General features: G+C 64.3%; 21 protein-coding genes. 16 read left to right on the top strand and 5 right to left on the bottom strand.

Annotated elements, in window-relative coordinates:
- Positions 1-112 precede the first annotated feature (112 nt).
- The 16 genes from ACRARG_RS03180 to ACRARG_RS03255 all read left to right on the top strand — a co-directional run bounded on the left by ACRARG_RS03180 (position 113) and on the right by ACRARG_RS03255 (position 14,426).
- Complete coding sequence (locus ACRARG_RS03180) at positions 113-1,609, top strand: replicative DNA helicase (RefSeq protein WP_432688529.1); 1,497 nt, start codon at positions 113-115, stop codon at positions 1,607-1,609.
- Positions 1,609-2,025 (top strand): GNAT family N-acetyltransferase, encoded by a 417-nt coding sequence (locus ACRARG_RS03185; protein WP_432688530.1) that lies wholly within the window; start codon positions 1,609-1,611, stop codon positions 2,023-2,025. Before ACRARG_RS03180 ends, ACRARG_RS03185 begins: the two co-directional genes overlap by 1 nt.
- A gap of 78 nt (positions 2,026-2,103) precedes the next feature.
- The gene (locus ACRARG_RS03190; protein ID WP_432688531.1) at positions 2,104-2,940 is read left to right on the top strand and encodes a DUF1194 domain-containing protein; all 837 of its coding nucleotides are present in this window, start codon (positions 2,104-2,106) and stop codon (positions 2,938-2,940) included.
- A gap of 108 nt (positions 2,941-3,048) precedes the next feature.
- Positions 3,049-4,092 carry an alanine racemase gene (gene alr, locus ACRARG_RS03195; RefSeq protein ID WP_432688532.1) on the top strand — a complete coding sequence of 348 codons (1,044 nt, stop codon included), beginning with the start codon at positions 3,049-3,051 and terminating at the stop codon, positions 4,090-4,092.
- Between the two features lie 3 nt (positions 4,093-4,095).
- Positions 4,096-4,872: an MlaE family ABC transporter permease gene (locus tag ACRARG_RS03200; protein WP_432688533.1), complete on the top strand. Its 777-nt coding sequence runs from the start codon at positions 4,096-4,098 to the stop codon at positions 4,870-4,872.
- Positions 4,869-5,615, top strand: a complete 747-nt coding sequence (locus ACRARG_RS03205; protein WP_432688534.1) for an ABC transporter ATP-binding protein — start codon at positions 4,869-4,871, stop codon at positions 5,613-5,615. Before ACRARG_RS03200 ends, ACRARG_RS03205 begins: the two co-directional genes overlap by 4 nt.
- Positions 5,616-5,688: 73 nt before the next feature.
- On the top strand, positions 5,689-6,150 hold the full coding sequence (locus ACRARG_RS03210; RefSeq protein ID WP_432691307.1) for a paraquat-inducible protein A: 462 nt from the start codon (positions 5,689-5,691) through the stop codon (positions 6,148-6,150).
- Positions 6,151-6,302: 152 nt separating this feature from the next.
- Entirely contained in the window at positions 6,303-7,667 is a 1,365-nt protein-coding gene (gene radA, locus ACRARG_RS03215; RefSeq protein WP_432688535.1) for a DNA repair protein RadA, read from the top strand.
- A gap of 24 nt (positions 7,668-7,691) precedes the next feature.
- A complete protein-coding gene (locus ACRARG_RS03220; RefSeq protein WP_432688536.1) occupies positions 7,692-8,246 on the top strand; it encodes a CvpA family protein in 555 nt (184 codons plus the stop codon).
- 128 nt (positions 8,247-8,374) lie between these two features.
- Complete coding sequence (gene purF / locus ACRARG_RS03225) at positions 8,375-9,868, top strand: amidophosphoribosyltransferase (RefSeq protein WP_432688537.1); 1,494 nt, start codon at positions 8,375-8,377, stop codon at positions 9,866-9,868.
- Positions 9,869-10,193: 325 nt separating this feature from the next.
- The gene (locus ACRARG_RS03230) at positions 10,194-10,454 is read left to right on the top strand and encodes a pilus assembly protein PilP (RefSeq protein ID WP_432688538.1); all 261 of its coding nucleotides are present in this window, start codon (positions 10,194-10,196) and stop codon (positions 10,452-10,454) included.
- Positions 10,455-10,504: 50 nt separating this feature from the next.
- Positions 10,505-11,146: an SDR family NAD(P)-dependent oxidoreductase gene (locus ACRARG_RS03235; RefSeq protein ID WP_432688539.1), complete on the top strand. Its 642-nt coding sequence runs from the start codon at positions 10,505-10,507 to the stop codon at positions 11,144-11,146.
- Positions 11,143-11,523 (top strand): iron chaperone, encoded by a 381-nt coding sequence (locus tag ACRARG_RS03240; protein ID WP_432688540.1) that lies wholly within the window; start codon positions 11,143-11,145, stop codon positions 11,521-11,523. Before ACRARG_RS03235 ends, ACRARG_RS03240 begins: the two co-directional genes overlap by 4 nt.
- 82 nt (positions 11,524-11,605) lie before the next feature.
- On the top strand, positions 11,606-12,388 hold the full coding sequence (surE, locus tag ACRARG_RS03245) for a 5'/3'-nucleotidase SurE (protein WP_432688541.1): 783 nt from the start codon (positions 11,606-11,608) through the stop codon (positions 12,386-12,388).
- Entirely contained in the window at positions 12,385-13,038 is a 654-nt protein-coding gene (locus tag ACRARG_RS03250; RefSeq protein ID WP_432688542.1) for a protein-L-isoaspartate(D-aspartate) O-methyltransferase, read from the top strand. Before surE ends, ACRARG_RS03250 begins: the two co-directional genes overlap by 4 nt.
- A 95-nt stretch (positions 13,039-13,133) precedes the next feature.
- Positions 13,134-14,426, top strand: coding sequence for a peptidoglycan DD-metalloendopeptidase family protein (locus ACRARG_RS03255; RefSeq protein WP_432688543.1), 1,293 nt, complete (start codon positions 13,134-13,136; stop codon positions 14,424-14,426).
- A gap of 187 nt (positions 14,427-14,613) precedes the next feature.
- Here ACRARG_RS03255 and ACRARG_RS03260 read toward each other — a convergent pair whose 3' ends face one another.
- From ACRARG_RS03260 to ACRARG_RS03280, 5 genes are all read right to left on the bottom strand, one after another.
- Entirely contained in the window at positions 14,614-15,453 is an 840-nt protein-coding gene (locus tag ACRARG_RS03260) for an ATP-binding protein (RefSeq protein ID WP_432688544.1), read from the bottom strand.
- Positions 15,446-16,396 carry a twin-arginine translocase subunit TatC gene (tatC, locus tag ACRARG_RS03265; protein WP_432688545.1) on the bottom strand — a complete coding sequence of 317 codons (951 nt, stop codon included), beginning with the start codon at positions 16,394-16,396 and terminating at the stop codon, positions 15,446-15,448. The genes ACRARG_RS03260 and tatC overlap by 8 nt, the downstream gene beginning before the upstream one ends.
- Entirely contained in the window at positions 16,393-17,016 is a 624-nt protein-coding gene (tatB, locus tag ACRARG_RS03270) for a Sec-independent protein translocase protein TatB (protein WP_432688546.1), read from the bottom strand. Before tatB ends, tatC begins: the two co-directional genes overlap by 4 nt.
- 15 nt (positions 17,017-17,031) lie before the next feature.
- A complete protein-coding gene (locus ACRARG_RS03275; protein WP_432688547.1) occupies positions 17,032-17,244 on the bottom strand; it encodes a twin-arginine translocase TatA/TatE family subunit in 213 nt (70 codons plus the stop codon).
- Between the two features lie 282 nt (positions 17,245-17,526).
- Complete coding sequence (locus tag ACRARG_RS03280; RefSeq protein ID WP_432688548.1) at positions 17,527-18,609, bottom strand: ABC transporter ATP-binding protein; 1,083 nt, start codon at positions 18,607-18,609, stop codon at positions 17,527-17,529.
- Between the last annotated feature and the right edge of the window lie 20 nt (positions 18,610-18,629).

Raw genomic sequence — 18,629 nt, forward strand, 5'->3', positions numbered from 1 at the left:
CTGCGCGGGGGACATGCGTGGCACACTCCCGAGTTCCCGGAAACCCGCACCGCCGCAACGGAACCGCCACGGTCGCAAGGCCGGTAAAGGTTGATTTGGGGGCAATGAGCAGATGAACGAGATCACGACATTCAACGCCAGCGGCGCGCCGGCGCCCGAGGTGGCCCAGGCCGATACGATGCCGCATTCGATCGAGGCGGAGCAGCAGCTGCTGGGCGCCCTGCTGACCAATAACGACACCTATGACCGGATCGCCTCGATCATCGGCAAGGATCATTTCTACGAACCCGTGCATGGCCGCATCTTTGAAGTCGCCGCCGCCAAGATCGCCAAGAACGCGCTGGCGACGCCGGTGACGCTGAAGGCCAACCTCGAACATGACGAGGGTCTGAAGGAGCTGGGCGGCCCGGGCTACCTCGCCCGCCTCGCCGGTGCTGCCATCGCCGCCTATGCGGTGCGCGACTATGCCCAGATCATCTATGACCTCGCCATCCGTCGCGAGCTGATCCGCGTCGGCCATGACATCGCCGCCGAGGCGCAGCGCGTGGCTGTCGATAACGAGCCCAAGGAACAGATCGTCAAGGCCGAACAGAAGCTCTACCAGCTCTCTGAACAGGGGTCGTCGGAGCGTGGGTTCCAGTCGTTCCTCTCGGCCGTGACAGAGGCCGTCAACGTGGCCAATGCCGCCTACCAGCGGGATGGCGGTCTGGCAGGCATTTCGACCGGGCTGGTCGATATGGACAAGAAGCTGGGCGGGCTGCACAAGTCCGACCTTCTGATCCTGGCCGGCCGGCCGTCGATGGGGAAGACCTCGCTCGCCACCAATATCGCCTTCAACATCGCCAAGGCCTATCGCCGCGGTCAGTTGCCCGATGGCACCGAAGGCGCCGTCGAAGGCGGTGTGGTGGGCTTCTTCTCTCTCGAAATGAGCGCGGAGCAGCTGGCCGCACGGGTTCTGGCCGAGGCCTCTGAAATCTCCTCACACAAGATCCGTCAGGGCGATATGTCGGAGGCAGAGTTCCGTCGTTTCGTCGAGGCTGCCAAACAGCTGGAGGCCTGCCCGCTTTATATCGACGACACGCCGTCGATCCCGATCGCCCAGCTTGCCGCGCGGTCGCGCCGGCTGAAGCGCACCGTGGGGCTCGACCTTCTGATCGTCGACTACCTGCAGCTGGTGCGCGGCACGGCAGAGAACCGGGTGAACGAGATCGCAGAGATCTCCATGGGCCTCAAGGCCATCGCCAAGGAGCTGAACATCCCGGTGATCGCGCTCTCGCAGCTCTCGCGTCAGGTGGAAAGCCGGGAAGACAAGCGGCCGCAGCTGTCGGACCTGCGGGAATCGGGCTCTATCGAACAGGACGCCGACTGCGTCATGTTCGTGTTCCGCGAGGAATATTACGTGGAACGCGAAAAGCCCTCCGACGAGAAGCTCGACGAAATGGCCGCCTGGCAGGAGCGCATGGCGCGGCTGCATGGCAAGGCCGAGGTTGTCGTGGGCAAGCAGCGTCACGGTCCTATCGGCACGATCGAGCTGAGCTTCGAGGCGGAGTTCACCCGCTTTGGCAACCTCGTGAAGCCTTGGCAGCAGGGCACTGACGCGGGCTATTGATGATCAGGGTCATCCGGATCCTGCCGGATAATACGGGCGTGCTGGATCGGATCGCGGACGAGGTCTTTGACGACCGGATCGATCCGGACCGGCTGTCCGACATGCTGGCGACGCCGGACCACCTGCTGCTCGTGGCGGTCGATGGGGATCTGGTCGTGGGTCAATGCCTCGCCATGGTATTGAAAGGCCCCGACCGCGCGCCCTCCCTGTATATCGACAATCTGGGCGTCGCGCCGACACACCGGCGGCAAAAAATCGGGACCGAGTTGCTGCGCCATGCCTTTGCCTATGGCAAGGCACAGGGCTGTGGCAGCGCCTGGCTTGGCATTGATCCGGACAGCGACAGCGCGGCTCCGTTCTATCAGGCTCTGGGTCTGGAATTCCGGCGTATCAATTACGCACAGATGGAGCTCTGACCGGCTGATCGCCATCACCAGCGCGTGAGAGCCACCAAAATGCTGGACGGAATCGCCCGATCTGAGGGACAATTTCTTATGCGGTCCCTCCTGCTTTCCATCTGGCTGGCTGTCGCTGGCCCCTCCCCCCTTCTCGCCCAGGTGGAACCCTGGGACCCGACCGCGGTTGAGGTCGATGTCGAGCTTTTGCTGCTGGTCGATGTCTCCCGCTCCATGACCCCGAACGAGCTGGAAATCCAACGCCGTGGCTATGCCGAGGCGCTGCTCTCTGGCGAAGTGATCGCGGCCATTCAGGGGGGCATGCTGGGCAATGTGGCCATCGCCTATGTGGAATGGGCCGGACATACGTCGCAGCGGGTGGTGCATGACTGGGCCATCATCCGGTCACGCGAGGATGCAGCGGCCTTTTCGCAGGCGCTGACGGATCATTATTCGACCGGCATGCGGCGCACGTCGATCTCTGCTGCGCTGACCTCGGGGGCGGAGTTCTTCGCGGGGAACGGGTTTTCGGGGCTCAGGCGGGTGATCGATATCTCGGGCGACGGGCCCAATAACGACGGCAGCCCCGTGCTGGCGGCGCGGGACCGGGTGCTGGCGCAGGGGATCGTGATCAACGGCTTGCCGCTGATGACCGACGAGGGGTTTGGCGGGCAGTGGACCCTGCCCGACCTCGATCAATATTATATCAACTGTGTGACCGGCGGGCCGGGCAGTTTCGTGATCCCGGTGACCAGCTGGACGGAATTTGCCGGGGCCATCCGCCGCAAGCTGATCCTCGAGATCGCGGGCGATATGCCGCCGCCTGCCGCGCCGGTGGCGCGGGCACGGGTACAGAAGGCTCAGGCGGGCGGTTCCTACGACTGTCTGGTCGGGGAAAAGATCTGGCAGAACTACATGCGCAGCTGGGAACCCTGAGCCCGCAGCCCGTCCAGACATGACGCGACGTCACAGATCGCGCCAAACCGCTCATGCGCTGCGCAAATCCCCTTGCGAAGATGTCACCGCAGCGCCACAAAGCCCGACATGAGCACTGCACGACTGACGATCGATCTCGACGCCCTTCAGGCCAACTGGCGGGCGCTGGACAAGGCCTCGGCCGGCGCGACCGAAACCGGCGCGGCGGTCAAGGCCAATGGCTATGGGCTGGGCGTTCAGCCGGTTTGCCGGGCTTTGGCCAAAGCCGGCTGCCGCAAGTTTTTTGTCGCCGTGGCCGAAGAAGGCGCGGCGGTGCGGCAGGCCGTTGGCCCGAATGTCGAGGTCTACGTCTTCTCAGGCCATATGCGCGGCGATACCGATATGATCGGCGATCTCGGGCTGATCCCGATGATCAACTCCATCGACCAGATGCTGCGCCATGTTGAGGCGCTGCCGGGCCATGGCTTTGGCATCCAGCTCGACACCGGCATGAACCGGCTGGGGATGGAACCGGCGGAATGGGCCGCGCTGAAGGATATTGCGCTGGATCAGAACCCGGTCATGATCATGTCGCATCTGGCCTGCGCCGATGAGCCCGAGCATGAGATGAACCGCCAGCAGCTACAGACCTTCCGCGAGATGACCGAAGGGCTGGGCGTGCCCCGGTCGCTGTCGGCCACGGGCGGCATTCTGCTGGGCAAGGAGTTTCACTTCGACGTGACGCGGCCGGGCTGCGGGCTCTATGGCGGCATGCCCTATGCGGAGGCGCAGCCCGTTGTCCGGTTCGATCTGCCAATCATCCAGGTGCGGGAGCTGCAGCCCGGAGAGACGGTGGGCTACGGCAATACATGGACCGCGACAGAGGTGTCGAAGATCGCCACCGTCGCTGCCGGCTATGCCGACGGCATCCACCGCGCCGTGGCGCCGAAGACCAGTCTTTATGCGGGCGATGTCCCCTGTCCGATCCGGGGCCGGATCTCCATGGACCTGATCGGGGTGGATATCACCCATCTGGACGAGGTGCCGGGCGGGCTGACCCTGCTGGGGCCGCAGCAGACCGTTGATATGGTGGCGGAAAATGCCGGAACCATCGGCTATGAGGTGCTGACTTCCCTCGGTGCACGGGCGGAACGCCGCTACAAGGGAGGCTGAGCGGTGCTGCGTCTTCTGGGCGGCATCGGCGCGACGGTTCTGGGATTCCTCGCCGTCATCGGGCGGGTGTCCATCTTTGCCGGGCAGACGCTTCGGCATCTGGTGACGCCGCCGTTTTACGGCCGGGAATTTGTCGTTCAGCTTCTGCATATCGGCTGGCTGTCCCTGCCGGTTGTCGGGCTGACCGCATTTTTCACCGGCGGCGCGCTGGCGCTGCAGATCTATTCCGGCGGTGCCCGTTTCGATGCAGAGGCCGTGGTACCGCAGATCGTGGCCATCGGCATGGTCCGAGAGCTTGGGCCAGTGCTGGTCGGGCTGATGATCGCGGCACGCGTCACCTCCTCCATCGCGGCAGAGATCGCGACGATGAAGGTGACCGAACAGATCGACGCGCTGGTCACGCTGTCCACCCATCCGATGAAATACCTGACCGTGCCGCGGGTGCTGGCGGGGCTGATCACCGTGCCGATCCTCGTCGGCATCGGGGATATCATCGGGATTTTCGGGGGTTATCAGGTGGCCGTGCGGTCGCTGGGGTTCAACGCTTCAACATATCTTCAGAATACTGTCGATTTCCTTGAGCCGCTTGATGTGATCTCTTCACTGGTCAAAGGCGCGGCCTTTGGCGTGATCGCGACACTGATGGGCTGCCATTCCGGCATGAACTCCGGCCGTGGGGCGCAGGGCGTGGGCGCGGCGACAAAATCCTCGGTGGAGGCGGCCTCGGTGCTGATCCTCGCGGCGAACTTCCTGCTCACGGGGGTTTTCTTTTCGGTATGATTTCCTACCAGAACGTTCACAAGGCATTCGGCACCAATGAGGTGCTGCGCGGCATGACGCTGGAGGTGCCGAAAGGCCAATCGATGGTGATCATCGGCGGGTCCGGCACCGGCAAATCCGTGGCGCTGAAATGCGTGCTGGGGCTGATCCAGCCGGACAGCGGCACGATCCTGGTCGACGGCAAGCCGCCGGCGGCGGGGGATCGCGATGCCTTCCTCGCGCGGTTCGGCATGCTGTTTCAGGGCGGAGCGCTGTTTGATTCCCTGTCGGTCTGGCAGAATGTCGCCTTCCGGCTGATGCGCGGCGCGCTGAAACGGCCGAAAGAAGAGGCGCGGGAGATCGCGATCGAAAAGCTGCGCCGTGTCGGGTTGAAACCCGATGTCGCCGACCGGTTCCCGGCAGAACTGTCGGGCGGGATGCAGAAGCGTGTGGGCCTTGCCCGGGCCATCGCGGCAGAGCCGGAGATCATCTTCTTTGACGAGCCGACCACCGGCCTCGATCCGATTATGTCGGGCGTTATCAACGACCTGATCCGGGAGATCGTGGTGGAGATGGGGGCGACCGCCATGACCATCACACACGACATGTCGTCGGTCCGGGCGATTGCCGACAAGGTGGCGATGCTGCACGGGGGCAAGATCCGCTGGACCGGCCCGGTGTCAGAAATGGATGCCTCCGGCGATCCCTATCTCGACCAGTTCATCCATGGCCGGGCCGAGGGGCCAATCGAAGCGGTGCGCTGAAGGGCTGGCAATCCGCCCTGCCCTCCCCATATCGGGGCAAAGCCCGGAGAGAGCCTTGCGCCCGATTGTCCTGATGAACCTGTCGCTACTGGTGCTCTTCCCCGTGGCCTGGATGGCACCCTTGGTTCGCGCGGGGCTGTTGCCGATCTTCGGAATGTCGGAGATTTCCGTGCTCTCGGGTCTGACCTCCTTGTGGGAGACGGACCGGTTTCTCGCATCGGTTGTGGCGCTTTTTGCCCTGCTCGCCCCCTTGGTCAAGACAATTTGCCTGGCGATGATCCATTTCGGCAGGTTGTCGCCGCGTGCTCTGCCGGTGCTGGGATGGATGGGCAAATTGGCGATGGCGGATGTGTTTCTTATCGCTCTCTACATAACTGTTATCAAAAGCCTGGGCGTGGGCCGGGTGGAAACCGCCTGGGGCCTTTATATGTTCACGGCATGTATCTTTTTGAGCCTGTGGATATCTCTATGGACAAAGGGTAAATTCGATGCGGGCGCGGTAGGTTGTGCGCCTGCGCGATCCCGACAGGGCTGATCGGCAGGAAATCGCTGACATTGGGTCAAAGGGACCGCGGGGCCGCGCTCCGCGGTCCGACAGACAGGGACCCGACACCCACGCCGTAAGAAGATCGGGATCCGACCTCTCTGTGATTGACCGCCTACCGGGGTTGAGGCACAAGCTGTGGTATGGCCAAAGCTGTCGTCTCCTACACCTGCCAGAATTGCGGCGCCCATTATCCCAAATGGGCGGGCCAATGCGAGAATTGCGGCGAATGGAACACGCTGGTTGAGGAAAAGCCGCTGTCGTCGGGCCCCGGCAAGGCGCTGAAAGGCGCGCGGGGCAGCCGTCTGGCGCTCTCGGACCTCTCGACCAAGGAAGACCCGCCGCCGCGCAGCCCCTCGGGACTGGAGGAGCTGGACAGGGTTCTGGGCGGCGGTCTGGTTCCCGCCTCGGCCATTCTGGTGGGCGGCGATCCGGGAATCGGGAAGTCGACACTGCTGTTACAGGCCGCTGCAAGATTTGCCACCAACGGTTTGAAAACATTTTATATCTCGGGCGAGGAAGCCTCTGCCCAGGTGCGGCTACGCGCCGCCCGGCTGGGGCTGACACAGGCGCCGGTGAAGCTCGCCACCGAAACCTCCCTGCGCGACATCATGACGACGCTGGACGAAGAACGGCCCGATCTGGTGATCATCGACTCGATCCAGACCATGTGGTCGGACAATGTCGACAGCGCGCCGGGATCGGTCAGCCAGGTCCGCGCCACGGCGCAGGAGCTGACAACCTTTGCCAAGCGGCGCGGCTCTGCCGTGATCCTTGTCGGCCATGTGACCAAGGAGGGCCAGATCGCCGGACCGCGCGTGGTGGAGCATATGGTGGATACCGTGCTCTATTTCGAAGGCGAACGCGGACATCAGTTCCGCATCCTGAGATCGGTCAAGAACCGCTTTGGCCCGGCGGACGAAATCGGCGTGTTCGAGATGACGGGCGAGGGTCTTTCAGAAGTCACCAACCCGTCGGCGCTCTTCTTGTCGGAACGCGGCAAGCCCGCGCCGGGGTCGGTGGTCTTTGCCGGGATCGAGGGGACGCGCCCCGTGCTGGTCGAGTTTCAGGCGCTGGTCGCCCCGACCCCGCACAGCCAGCCCCGCCGCACGGTGGTGGGCTGGGATGGCGGTCGGCTGGCCATGATCCTCGCCGTGCTCGAGTCGCGCTGCGGCATCCCCTTTGCCGGGCTCGACGTCTATCTGAACGTCGCGGGCGGGATCAAAGTCAGCGAACCGGCGGCGGATCTGGCTGTTGCGGCGGCTTTGCTTTCGGCAAGGGAAGACGTGGCGCTGCCTGCTGAATGTGTTGTTTTTGGCGAGATTTCCCTCTCCGGTGCGCTTCGTCCCGTTGGCCAGACGGAAAACAGGTTGAAAGAAGCGGAAAAACTTGGTTTCTCCTCCGCAATTGCGCCTGCCGGGGGGAAAGCCTCGGGCCGGGGCGGCATGAGCCTGCGGGAAATGCCGGATCTGACGGCGGTTGTGGGTGACGTATTCGGCGCGGGATAGGCCGCGCAGGCAAGGGACGGGCAGATGGAAGGTTTCACTATTATCGACGCGGTCGTGGCGGTGGTCATCGTCCTGTCGGCCCTGCTGGCCTATTCGCGCGGGCTTGTTCGCGAAGCGCTGGCCATCGGTGGCTGGATCGCCGCCGGCATCCTCGCCTTTATCTTCGCCCCCAATGTCGCGCCGCTGGTCAAGGAAGTGCCCTTTATCGGGCCGTTCATCTCTGACAATTGCGAATTGTCGATCATCACCGCATTTGCGGCGGTCTTTGCGGTGGTGCTGCTGATCGCGTCGCTCTTCACGCCGCTCTTTTCCTCGGTCGTGCAACGGTCGGCGCTTGGCGGAATTGACCAGGCGCTCGGGTTCTTGTTTGGCGTGGCACGGGGCATCCTGCTCGTCGCAATCGCGTTTTTCCTCTATTCCACGATCTTTTCGACCCAGCGGACGGCCGTGGTCGACAACAGCCGCTCGGCCCAGGTCTTTGGCCAGCTGACCGGCCGGATCGAACAGGAAAACCCGCAGGCCGCGCTTGGCTGGGTGACCGAACAGTATGAACAGCTGATCGGCGTCTGCGGCGTATGATGCTGCTCTGCGGCAACGTTTTTGCCACTGTCCGGATCTGACACGCAAACTTGTGTGATCCTTTCGTGACAGTGACGGTCAGAGGTCTTAACTAGGGGCAGGAAACGAACGGATTCGGAGCTGCCCCCTTGTCCCGTCACCTGCCTGACAGCGAAAAACATCTGCCCGCCCATCCCTGGGATGCCCTCGACGACGACAAGCTGCGCGAGGAATGCGGCATCTTCGGCGTAATCGGCGTGACCGATGCGGCGAATTTCGTCGCCCTCGGCCTGCATGCCCTGCAACATCGCGGACAGGAGGCCGGCGGCATCGTCACGCATGATGCCGAACAAGGCTTCAACTCCGCCCGCCGGTTTGGCCTGGTGCGTGACAACTTTACCTCGCAGAGCGTGATGGAGACATTGCCGGGGACCACCGGCATCGGCCATGTCCGCTATTCGACCGCCGGGTCGAAAGGTGCGACCCAAATCCGCGATGTGCAGCCCTTCTTTGGCGAATTCGCCATGGGCGGGGCAGCGATTGCGCATAACGGCAATATCACCAATGCCGATTCCCTGCGGCGGGAGCTGATCGAGCGTGGCTCGATTTTCCAGAGCTCCTCGGACAGCGAATGCATCGTGCATCTGATGGCGCGATCCTTGCAGAAGGACATCCCCGAACGCATGGAAGATGCGCTGCGCCGGGTCGAAGGCGCGTTTTCCGTCGTCGCCCTGACGGAAACGCAGCTGATCGGGGTGCGCGACCCGCTGGGCGTGCGGCCCTTGGTGCTGGGCAAGGTGGCGGATGGCTATGTTCTGTCGTCCGAAAGCTGCGCGCTGGACATTATCGGGGCGGAGTTCGTGCGGGAAATCGATCCGGGCGAGATGGTGGTCATCACCGAGAAGGGTCTGGAATCGCGCCGTCCCTTCCGCCCGAAATCGCCACGCTTCTGCATTTTTGAGCATGTGTATTTCAGCCGTCCCGATTCCGTTCTGGGTGGCCGGTCGGTCTATGAGACGCGCCGCCAGATCGGGGTCGAACTGGCCCGCGAGGCTCCGGTGGAGGCCGATCTGGTCTGCCCCGTGCCCGACAGCGGCACGCCTGCGGCGATCGGGTTCAGCCAGGAATCCGGCATTCCCTATGCGATGGGGATCATCCGGAACCAGTATATGGGCCGGACCTTCATCGAACCGACAGAGCAGATCCGGAACATGGGCGTGCGGCTGAAGCTGAACGTCAACCGGGCTTTGATCGAGGGCAAGCGGGTCATTCTGGTCGACGACTCGGTGGTGCGCGGCACAACCTCCCGCAAGATCAAGGAGATGATCCTTGATGCGGGCGCGGCCGAGGTGCATTTCCGTATCGCCTCTCCGCCGACGGCCTGGCCCTGTTTCTACGGGGTGGACACGCCGCAGCGGGAAAAACTGCTGGCCGCAACCATGTCCGAGGACGAGATGCGCGAGCACCTGGCGGTGGACAGCCTCAAGTTCATCTCGCTGGACGGGCTTTATCGGGCCGTGGGCGAGGCTTCGGGGCGTGATGCCTCCTGCCCGCAATATTGCGACGCCTGTTTCTCCGGCGAATATCCGGTGGAGCCGTCGGATATGATAGAGAAGGGGTTCGAGCTGAAGGCGGCGGAGTAACCGCCCGGGGCGAGGCCACTGGCCTGCGCCTTTCAACTGCCTGTCAAATGCTTACCCCTCGAACGGCCCGGCGGCATCGCCGGGCCGTCGCTGTTTCATGGGTCGGCGGCAAATGGCAGCGCGCGCCCTGCGTCCTCACGCCCTATTCAAAACCTTGTAACCAAGGCCCAACTGGCGATCCATGGCCGCCCTTTCCCCAACGGCATCGGCGCCTCTCCGCCACCTGTATGCAGGACCGCCCGCCGCCCCTTTCCATTCCAATCGTCCTCCGTCATGAGCCCCCTCCGCGTCCGCAGAGACGCCGCAGAATGATGATGAGGCATGAATGTCTGATACCCCCGAAGCCGTCGCCCGCGAGGCGACAGAGCATGATGCGCTGGACCTGAGCACGGTCGCGCTGCTGGGCACGATGGTGAAACCGCAGGGCCCGGAGGCGCTGATCCGCATGGCCAATGGCGAGGTGAAGAAGGTCGCGCCCGGTGACCGGCTGGGCGTCGGTCAGGGCAGAGTGCAGGCGATTGGTGCAGGTGTCGTGCAGATCGCCCGCATGGGCACGATCGAAACGCTCACCATGCCGCAGGGCTGAGCCTGTTGCGGGCCTTGACGCCCCCCGACAAAGCCGCCAAACCGGCGCGCATGACAGACCGGATCGCCCTTATCACCGGCGCCTCCCGCGGGCTTGGTGCCGCGCTGGCCAAGGCGCTTGCCCCCACGCATCACATCGTGGCCGTCGCCCGTACCGTGGGCGCGCTGGAAGAGCTGGATGACGCCATCCAGGCTGCCGGTGGCGCCGCGACGCTGGCGCCGATGGATGTGACCAATGCCGATGCCATGGCGCAGCTGTGCCGGTCGGTACATGACCGCTGGGGCGGCGCCGCGCTCTGGTGTCATACGGCGATCCACACGCCGCCGCTGGCGCCCGCCAATCATATCGATGCCAAGGACTGGGCCAAATCGGTGGAATGCAATGTCTCCGCCATCGGCATCCTGATCCCCTATATCGGGGCGTTGCTTGGCCCCAATGGCAAGGCGGTTTTCTTTGACGATCCTTCGGCGGGGCAAAAATTCCACGGCGCCTACGGGGCAACCAAGGCCGCGCAGATCCAGCTGGCCAAGGTCTGGGCGGCGGAGACGAGCGCCACGGGACCGACGGTCAAGGTGCTGACGCCCGCGCCGATGCCCACGGCCCTGCGGGCCCGGTTCCATCCGGGCGAGGATCGCAGCGCCCTGACCCATCCAGATGAGGTTGCGGCAGCGCTTCTGCCGGAGCTGATGTGAGCCTGCCACGAGAGATAGAGGCCTATCTCTCGGCCCAGCCCCAGCCACAGCAGGACCTTCTGCGCGCCCTGCATGACCAGATTGCCGGGCGCATCGCCGCGCGGCAGATCATGGTCCAGCCCGTCATCTCTTATCGCATGCCCGGGTTCCGCATCACGCAGGGCCCCGGGGCGGGCAAGATGCTGATCGGCTATGCCGGCTGGGCCCGGCATATCGGGCTCTATCCCCATTCCGGCAAGGTGATCGACCGGATCGGACCGCTGGCGGAGGGTCTGGCCCGCAGCAGTGGCGCGCTCTCCCTGCCGCTGAACACAGCCTGCCCCGATGCGCTGATCGACCGGCTGATCGACCTGCGCTGTGAGGAATTCGCGACATAGGGCGGGCCATCTTCCCCGACCGCTTGCCGCCCCCCGGCCCCGCAGCTATGCAGGGCCAAAGCGCGCGAGACGGAGCAGGCCCATGCGGATTCTCATCACCAATGACGACGGTATCAACGCACCCGGGCTGAAGGTGCTGCACGCAATCGCGACAGAGCTTGCGGGGCCGGAAGGCGAGGTCTGGACCGTCGCCCCCGCCTTTGAACAGTCGGGCGTGGCGCATAAGATCTCCTACACCCACCCGATGCTGCTGTCGCAGATGGGGGAAAAGGCTTTTGCGGCGGAAGGTGCCCCTGCCGACTGCGTTCTGGCCGGGCTGCACGAGGTGCTGGCGGGCGAAAAGGTCGACCTGATCCTGTCGGGGGTGAACCGGGGCAATAACTCTGCCGAAAACGCGCTTTATTCCGGGACGCTGGGCGGGGCGATGGAGGGGGCGCTGCAGGGCTATCCGGCCTTTGCGCTGTCGCAATATCTCGGCCCCGACAACTGGACAATCGACAATCCTTTCGAGGCCTCCGCCGTCTATGGCGTGGAGGTCATCCGCAAGGTGCTGGCCGCGATGGGGCCGGATGAGGCGGATTATAAGCTCTTCTATAATATCAACTTTCCGCCCTGCCCGGCGGATGCGGTGCGCGGCATCAAAGTGACCAGCCAGGGCTTCCGGCCCGGCACCGGGTTCACGACGGAGCCGCACCAGTCGCCGTCCGGCAAGACCTTTCTCTGGATCAAGGGGTCGGACCAGCGGGCGATGACGGCGCCCGGCACGGATGCGGCGGCGAACCTCGACAATTACATCTCCGTCACGCCGATGCGGGCGGACCTGACGGCGCATGACATGCTGGAGTCGCTGAAGGTCATTGAATGAGCGATGATTTTTCCGCCCCGGAGCTGAAGATGCAGTTCCTTTTCACCCTGCGGTCGCGGGGCGTGACCAACGCCCGCGTGCTGGGCGCGATGGAGAAGGTGGACCGGGGCGAATTCCTGCGCGGGCTTTTTGCCGAACGCGCCTATGAGGACATGCCGCTGCCGATCTCCTGCGGGCAGACCATCTCGCAGCCTTCGGTCGTCGGGCTGATGACCCAGGCGCTCCAGGTGCAGCCGCGCGACCGGGTGCTGGAAGTTGGCACCGGGTCGGGCTATCAGGCGGCGGTGCTGAGCCATCTGGCGCGGCGGGTCTATACGATTGACCGGCATCCCCGGCTGGTGCGCGAGGCGCAGGCGATCTTTGAACGGATGGGGATGGGCAATATCACCACCTTCTGCGCCGATGGCAGCCACGGCCTGCCCGATCAGGCGCCGTTTGATCGCATAATGGTGACTGCAGCCGCCGAAGACCCGCCCGGGCCGCTCTTGGCCCAGTTGAAGATTGGCGGTATCATGGTATTGCCCGTCGGGCAGTCCGATACGGTGCAGAGCCTGATCCGGGTGGTCCGCCACGAGACGGGGTTCGATTATGAAGAGCTCCAGCCGGTTCGGTTTGTCCCGCTGGTTGAAGGGCTGGCGAAGGAAGATTGACAAGGGGTGGCGGGCTGTTCTGCCAGCGGGGGCTGGCACGTCCGTCATGACATAGGTACAGCCCCGGCAAACGGGGTGGGTGAGGGATCGGACAGATGCAAGAAACGGGGAATGCCGGACTGTATGGCCGCGCGCGGCGGGGGCTGATGCTGGGCACGGCTGCGCTGGCGCTGGCGGCCTGTCAGAATGGTCTGGATATCGACCTGCGCGGCGGACTTGGCGGGTTTTCCACCGCCGAAGCGGCGCGTCAGGCGACGCTCGACCGGCCAAAACCCGATGATCGCGGCATCATTTCCTATCCGACCTATCAGGTTGCCGTGGCAAAACGGGCCGATACGGTGTCGTCGGTGGCAGCGCGGGTTGGCGTGACCGCCGACGATCTGGCGCGCTTTAACGGGCTGACGCCGGAAAGCCGGTTGCGGGAAGGCGAGCTGCTGGCCATGCCGCAGCGCGTGGCAGAACCGTCGCCCGCCACCGGGGCCAATGGTCTGGGACCGATCCAGCCGGCCGGAGAGGTCGATATCTCGACCCTGGCGGGCTCTGCCATCGAGCGGGCCGGGGATCAGAGCGTGGCGGTGACGGAACTGGCGCCAGCCGCGACAACGCCGTCATCTGCAGTCAGCGCAAAGCCCATGATCGGGACCGAACCGGTTCGCCATAAGGTGAAACGCGGGGAAACGGCCTTTACGATCTCGCGCCTTTATAATGTGTCGGTGCGGGCGCTGGCAGATTGGAACGGGCTGGATAGCGAGTTCTCGATCCGCGAGGGGCAGTATCTGCTGATCCCGGTTGCCGATCAGTCGGCACCTGTGCAGCGTGTCGCCGCCGAGACAGAGCCGCCGGGATCGGGAACGCCGACGCCCTTGCCCCCCAGTGCGTCGACGCCGCTGCCGGATGAAAAGACCGAACCGCTTGTCGCCGCCGCACCGGCGCCCGCGGCCGGCACGGGCGAGACCGCTGCGGCCCCCTCCCCCGCGCCGGCGCCAGCGCCCAGCGTGGCACCCAGCCTCGGCGATGAGCAGACCCCCGCGCCGTCCAGTGCCGCGATGGATTTTCCGGTCCGCGGCAATATCATCCGCGAATTTTCCCGTGGATCGAGCGACGGGATCAATATCGCAGCCGATCCGGGCACGGCCGTCCGGGCCGCAGACGGCGGGACGGTGGCGGCGATCACCTCGGATGCCGACAACAAGAAGGTCATCGTGGTGCGCCACAGTGGCGGGCTGTTGACGATCTATTCTAACATCGACGCCATTGCCGTCTCTGAGGGGGCGGCGGTGTCGCGCGGGCAGAAGATCGCAGAGATCCGGGCCGGTGCGTCGCCCTATGTGCATTTCGAGGTGCGCAAAGGGCTCGAGGCGGTCGATCCGATGACTTATCTTCAGTAAGGTTGGACCTTTGGTAAGGTTGAGCCATCAGTAAGATTGGACCTTCAGTAAGATTGTACGGGCCCTGATCCGGCGGCGCGCCCCTTCGGGGCGCATTCCATTCCGGGTTTGGGGGCTCTGCCCCACCGGCCCATGCGGGGCATGGTCCGGTTCCCCGGGATATTTCAGAACCAGAGAAGAGGCAGGGTCAGCGCAGGCTGATGCCGTGGCGGCCGGCAAGATCGGTGAAGAACTGCCAGGCGACGCGGCCGGAGCGGGCGCCGCGGGTGGCCTGCCATTCGATCGCCTCGGCGCGCAGGGTGTCGTCGTCGATCTTCAGGTCATGCGCCGCGCAATAGCCGCGGATCATGGCGAGGTAATCGTCCTGATCGCAGGGGTGGAAGCCCAGCCAGAGGCCGAAGCGGTCCGAGAGGGAAACCTTTTCCTCCACCGCCTCGCCGGGATTGATGGCGGAGGAGCGTTCGTTTTCGATCATGTCGCGGGGCATGAGGTGGCGGCGGTTCGAGGTGGCATAGAAGAGGACGTTCTCGGGGCGACCGGAGATGCCGCCATCGAGGACGGCCTTCAGCGACTTGTAATGCTGGTCGTCATGGCTGAACGACAGGTCATCGCAGAAAAGCAGGAAGTTATGCGGCGCGGCGCCGAGGATACGCATCAGCCGGGAGACGGTCGGCAGGTCCTCACGCTGGAGTTCCACGATCTTGAGGTCATGGCCGCGCGTCAGGATTTCGGCATGGATCGCCTTGACGAGGCTCGACTTGCCCATGCCGCGCGCGCCCCAGAGCAGGGCGTTGTTGGCGGGCAGGCCTTTGGCGAATTGCAGCGTGTTTTCCAGCAGCGTATCGCGGGACCGGTTGATGCCCACCAGCAGGTCGAGGGACACGCGGGAAACCTTCGGGACCGGCGTCAGACGCTCCGGCTCCGTCTCCCAGACGAAGGCCTCGGCTGTGGTGAAATCCGGGGAGGCGAGCGGCGCGGGGGCCATGCGCTCCAGCGCGGCGGCGATACGGTCGAGCGGGTCAGTCATTCTTCTTGGCGTTGTCGTCGTCTTCGGCGTCGAATTCGTCAAGCAGCGGGTCGTTCTCCGCCAGCGGATCCTCGGCGGGATCGGTGGAGGGAATATCCTCCTCCTCATCGTCGTAATAGCCTTCGGCGCGCAGACGCTCCTCGCGCTTTTTCTCGACCCGGCCAACGAGGAAGATGGAGATCTCGTACAGCCCGTAGACCACGACGAAAAGGATGATCTGGGTGATGATATCCGGCGGCGTGACGACGGCAGCGAGGATCAGGATGGCGACCACGGCATATTTGCGCACGCCGCCAAGACCCTCAGCGGAGACGAGGCCGGCCTTGCCCATCAGCGTCAGCAGGACGGGCAGCTGGAAGCAGAGGCCGAAGGCCACGATGAACTTGATGGTGAGCGAGAGATATTCCTGCGCGGAGCCCTGGAAGGCGATGCCGGCGATGCCGTTGTCCGCCGGGTTATCCGACAGGACCGAGCCCGGCTGCTGGAAGCCCAGGAAGAAATCGAAGGCCAGCGGGGTGACGACATAGAAGGCGAAAGAGGCCCCCAGGAAGAACATCGCGGGCGAAGAGATCAGGAAGGGCAGGAAGGCGCCCTGTTCGCTTTTGTAAAGGCCCGGGGCCACGAACCGCCACATCTGGTAGGCGATATAGGGGAAGGAGAGGCAGAGGCCGCCCAACAGCGAGATCGAGATGGCGACGAAGAAGCCTTCCTGCAGCTTGATCAGGATCAGGCCGCAGTCGCCGGACTGACCGCGCGCTGCCATGGCATCGCAGAGCGGCTGGGTCAGGAAGTTGAAGATCGGGTTCCAGACGGTGAAACAGATCACCATGCCGATGATGAAGGCCACGGCGGAGTGGATCAGCCGGGTGCGGAGTTCGGCCAGATGTTCGATCAGCGGGGCGGAAGACTCGTCGATCTCGTCGGCTTGGTCGCGGGTGCTCATGTCTCTGTTGTCCCGGAGGCCGGTTTCGGGGTCTTGGGCTTGGCGGCTGCCTTGGCTGCCTTGGGTTTGGCGGCGGGTTTGGCGGCCGGCTTCGCAGCTGTCTTGGTTGCGGTCTTCGTGGCGGCCGTCGTGCTTTTGGCGGTCGTCGCCTTGGCTTTAGCAGGGGCCTTGGCGCGGGGCGCCTTGGGTTTGGGCGCAGTGGCCTCGGCGGGCGCGGGTGCCGCATCGGCCGCGGCGGCCTCTTTCGCGGCGGCGGCTTCGGCCTCTTTCCGCTGGGTGGCGCGTTCGGCGGTGGCGGCGTGGATCTTCTTGGCGGCCTCGGCGCGGTCCTCGGCCAGTTTGGCCGTGTTCGACCCGGGCTCCCACTTGGTGAAGTCGGTGGCTTCCTTCACCTTGTCCAGCCCGTATTTCTTGGGGTTGGACAGGCCTTTTAAGGCATCCGATGCCTCTTTGACGCCGGACTGATCGGCGGCCTCTTCCATGGCGCGGGTGAATTCACGCGCCATGCCCCGGGCCTTGCCGACAAACTGGCCGACATTCCGGAAAAGAACAGGCAGATCCTTGGGGCCGACCACGATCAGCGCGACGACCCCGATGAGCATCAGCTCGGTCCAGCCCATTCCGAACATGGGATATCAGGCCTTGTCTTTTTCTTCCGGAGTCACGTCGCGGGCCTGGGCGGCGTCGTCTTCCTCAAGCTCCTTGGTGCCGTCGCTGACACCTTTCTTGAAGGCGGTGATGCCTTTGCCGACCTCACCCATGAGCGACGAAATCTTGCCGCGGCCGAAGAGGACCAGAACCACAACGGCGATCAGCAGAAGGCCGGGAAGGCCAATATTGTTGAGCATGTCAGTCTCCCTTGTATCGCGCCGCAAACCGGGGGTGGCACGAAAGTCCTGTCGTATCTAATGGTTCAGGGCCGGAAGGGGAAGGTGGAATTCAGGGGATTTGCAATAATTTGAATGGGCGGGCGCACCGGTTGACGGTTCCGGGATTCGGCCTGACCGGCCCGGAAATTTCCTGGCGCGGAGGAAGGGTGCGGACCATCGATCGTGACGCCGGTCCCGGTGAAACTCTTCCCCGGATTTTTCGGCCATGAGGACCGGAGGCCGCGGTGCCTGACCGGGCTGTCAGGCAGGAACCGGAAAGACAAAGCAGCGGTCGCGGCGGATGGTCAGCCAGAGCGGTTTGCCCGGGCTGGGCAGGAACACATTTGGGACAGTTGCCTTGAGGATGGAGCCGTCATGATCCATGCGGAATTCGACAAGGCTTTCGGATCCCATAAAGCGGGCCCGGGTCACAATGCCGCGCGCGGGCGTCCCGTCCTGTGCGGTTGGCAGCGGGCCGGAGCCGTTGCGGTCGAAATCGATCTTGAGGTGCTGGGGGCGGATCACGATTTCCACCTCCTGACCGTCGGGCACACCGGGGGCGAGGAACTGGCCGAAGGGCGTTTCCGTCAGCGCATTGCGAACCACGCCTCTTATTACGTTGATATCACTGAAAAATGACACGGCCGCCTTGTCGCGGGGGGCATTGTAAATATTGTAGGGCGCGCCCTGCTGCACCACCCTGCCATGGCGCATGAGGGCGATGTCGTCGGACATGCGCATGGCCTCTTCCGGTTCATGCGTGACAAGCAGGACGGCGGCATCGGCATCGCGCAGGATTGCAAGCGTCGTGTCGCGGATGTCGTCGCGCAGCCGGTTGTCGAGGCCGGAAAAAGGTTCGTCCATCAGCATGATGCGCGGGTTGGGGGCCAGCGCCCGGGCCAGCGCAACCCGCTGCTGCTCCCCACCCGAGAGCTCATGCGGCCAGGCGTCGATAAAGCGCAGCATGTCGACCCGCTCCAGCATTTCCCCGATGCGGTCGCGTCGGGCCGGCGCCGGGCCGGTCAGGCCAAAGCCCACGTTCCCGGCCACCGAAAGATGGGGAAAAAGCGCAAAATCCTGAAACATGAGACCGGTGCGGCGCTGTTCGGCGGGCACGTGCACCACCGTGTCGCAGATCAGCTCCCCGTCGATCCAGATGCTGCCTTCATCCTGCCGTTCGACACCGGCGATCATGCGCAGGGTGGTCGATTTGCCGCAGCCGGAGGGACCAAGGAGGCAGGTCACTTGCCCCGGCATCACCGAAAGGCTGACATCGTCGACAACCGGACGGCCATCGAAACGCCGGGTCAGGTTGCGAATTTCCAGTCGGGGGGTGGCAGGCACAGAACTTCCGATGAATTTAC

It is taken from the genome of Pseudooceanicola profundi, assembly GCF_050897955.1.
Classification (GTDB): Bacteria; Pseudomonadota; Alphaproteobacteria; order Rhodobacterales; family Rhodobacteraceae; genus Pseudooceanicola.

Excerpts from the sequence above, each read along its gene's own strand:
- ACRARG_RS03180 (WP_432688529.1), top strand. The coding sequence starts at position 113 with ATGAACGAGATCACGACATTCAACGCCAGCGGCGCGCCGGCGCCCGAG.
- ACRARG_RS03185 (WP_432688530.1), top strand. The coding sequence starts at position 1,609 with ATGATCAGGGTCATCCGGATCCTGCCGGATAATACGGGCGTGCTGGAT.
- ACRARG_RS03190 (WP_432688531.1), top strand. The coding sequence starts at position 2,104 with ATGCGGTCCCTCCTGCTTTCCATCTGGCTGGCTGTCGCTGGCCCCTCC.
- alr (WP_432688532.1), top strand. The coding sequence starts at position 3,049 with ATGAGCACTGCACGACTGACGATCGATCTCGACGCCCTTCAGGCCAAC.
- ACRARG_RS03205 (WP_432688534.1), top strand. The coding sequence starts at position 4,869 with ATGATTTCCTACCAGAACGTTCACAAGGCATTCGGCACCAATGAGGTG.
- ACRARG_RS03210 (WP_432691307.1), top strand. The coding sequence starts at position 5,689 with ATGAACCTGTCGCTACTGGTGCTCTTCCCCGTGGCCTGGATGGCACCC.
- radA (WP_432688535.1), top strand. The coding sequence starts at position 6,303 with ATGGCCAAAGCTGTCGTCTCCTACACCTGCCAGAATTGCGGCGCCCAT.
- ACRARG_RS03220 (WP_432688536.1), top strand. The coding sequence starts at position 7,692 with ATGGAAGGTTTCACTATTATCGACGCGGTCGTGGCGGTGGTCATCGTC.
- ACRARG_RS03230 (WP_432688538.1), top strand. The coding sequence starts at position 10,194 with ATGTCTGATACCCCCGAAGCCGTCGCCCGCGAGGCGACAGAGCATGAT.
- ACRARG_RS03235 (WP_432688539.1), top strand. The coding sequence starts at position 10,505 with ATGACAGACCGGATCGCCCTTATCACCGGCGCCTCCCGCGGGCTTGGT.
- surE (WP_432688541.1), top strand. The coding sequence starts at position 11,606 with ATGCGGATTCTCATCACCAATGACGACGGTATCAACGCACCCGGGCTG.
- ACRARG_RS03250 (WP_432688542.1), top strand. The coding sequence starts at position 12,385 with ATGAGCGATGATTTTTCCGCCCCGGAGCTGAAGATGCAGTTCCTTTTC.
- ACRARG_RS03255 (WP_432688543.1), top strand. The coding sequence starts at position 13,134 with ATGCAAGAAACGGGGAATGCCGGACTGTATGGCCGCGCGCGGCGGGGG.
- ACRARG_RS03260 (WP_432688544.1), bottom strand. The coding sequence starts at position 15,453 with ATGACTGACCCGCTCGACCGTATCGCCGCCGCGCTGGAGCGCATGGCC.
- tatC (WP_432688545.1), bottom strand. The coding sequence starts at position 16,396 with ATGAGCACCCGCGACCAAGCCGACGAGATCGACGAGTCTTCCGCCCCG.
- tatB (WP_432688546.1), bottom strand. The coding sequence starts at position 17,016 with ATGGGCTGGACCGAGCTGATGCTCATCGGGGTCGTCGCGCTGATCGTG.
- ACRARG_RS03275 (WP_432688547.1), bottom strand. The coding sequence starts at position 17,244 with ATGCTCAACAATATTGGCCTTCCCGGCCTTCTGCTGATCGCCGTTGTG.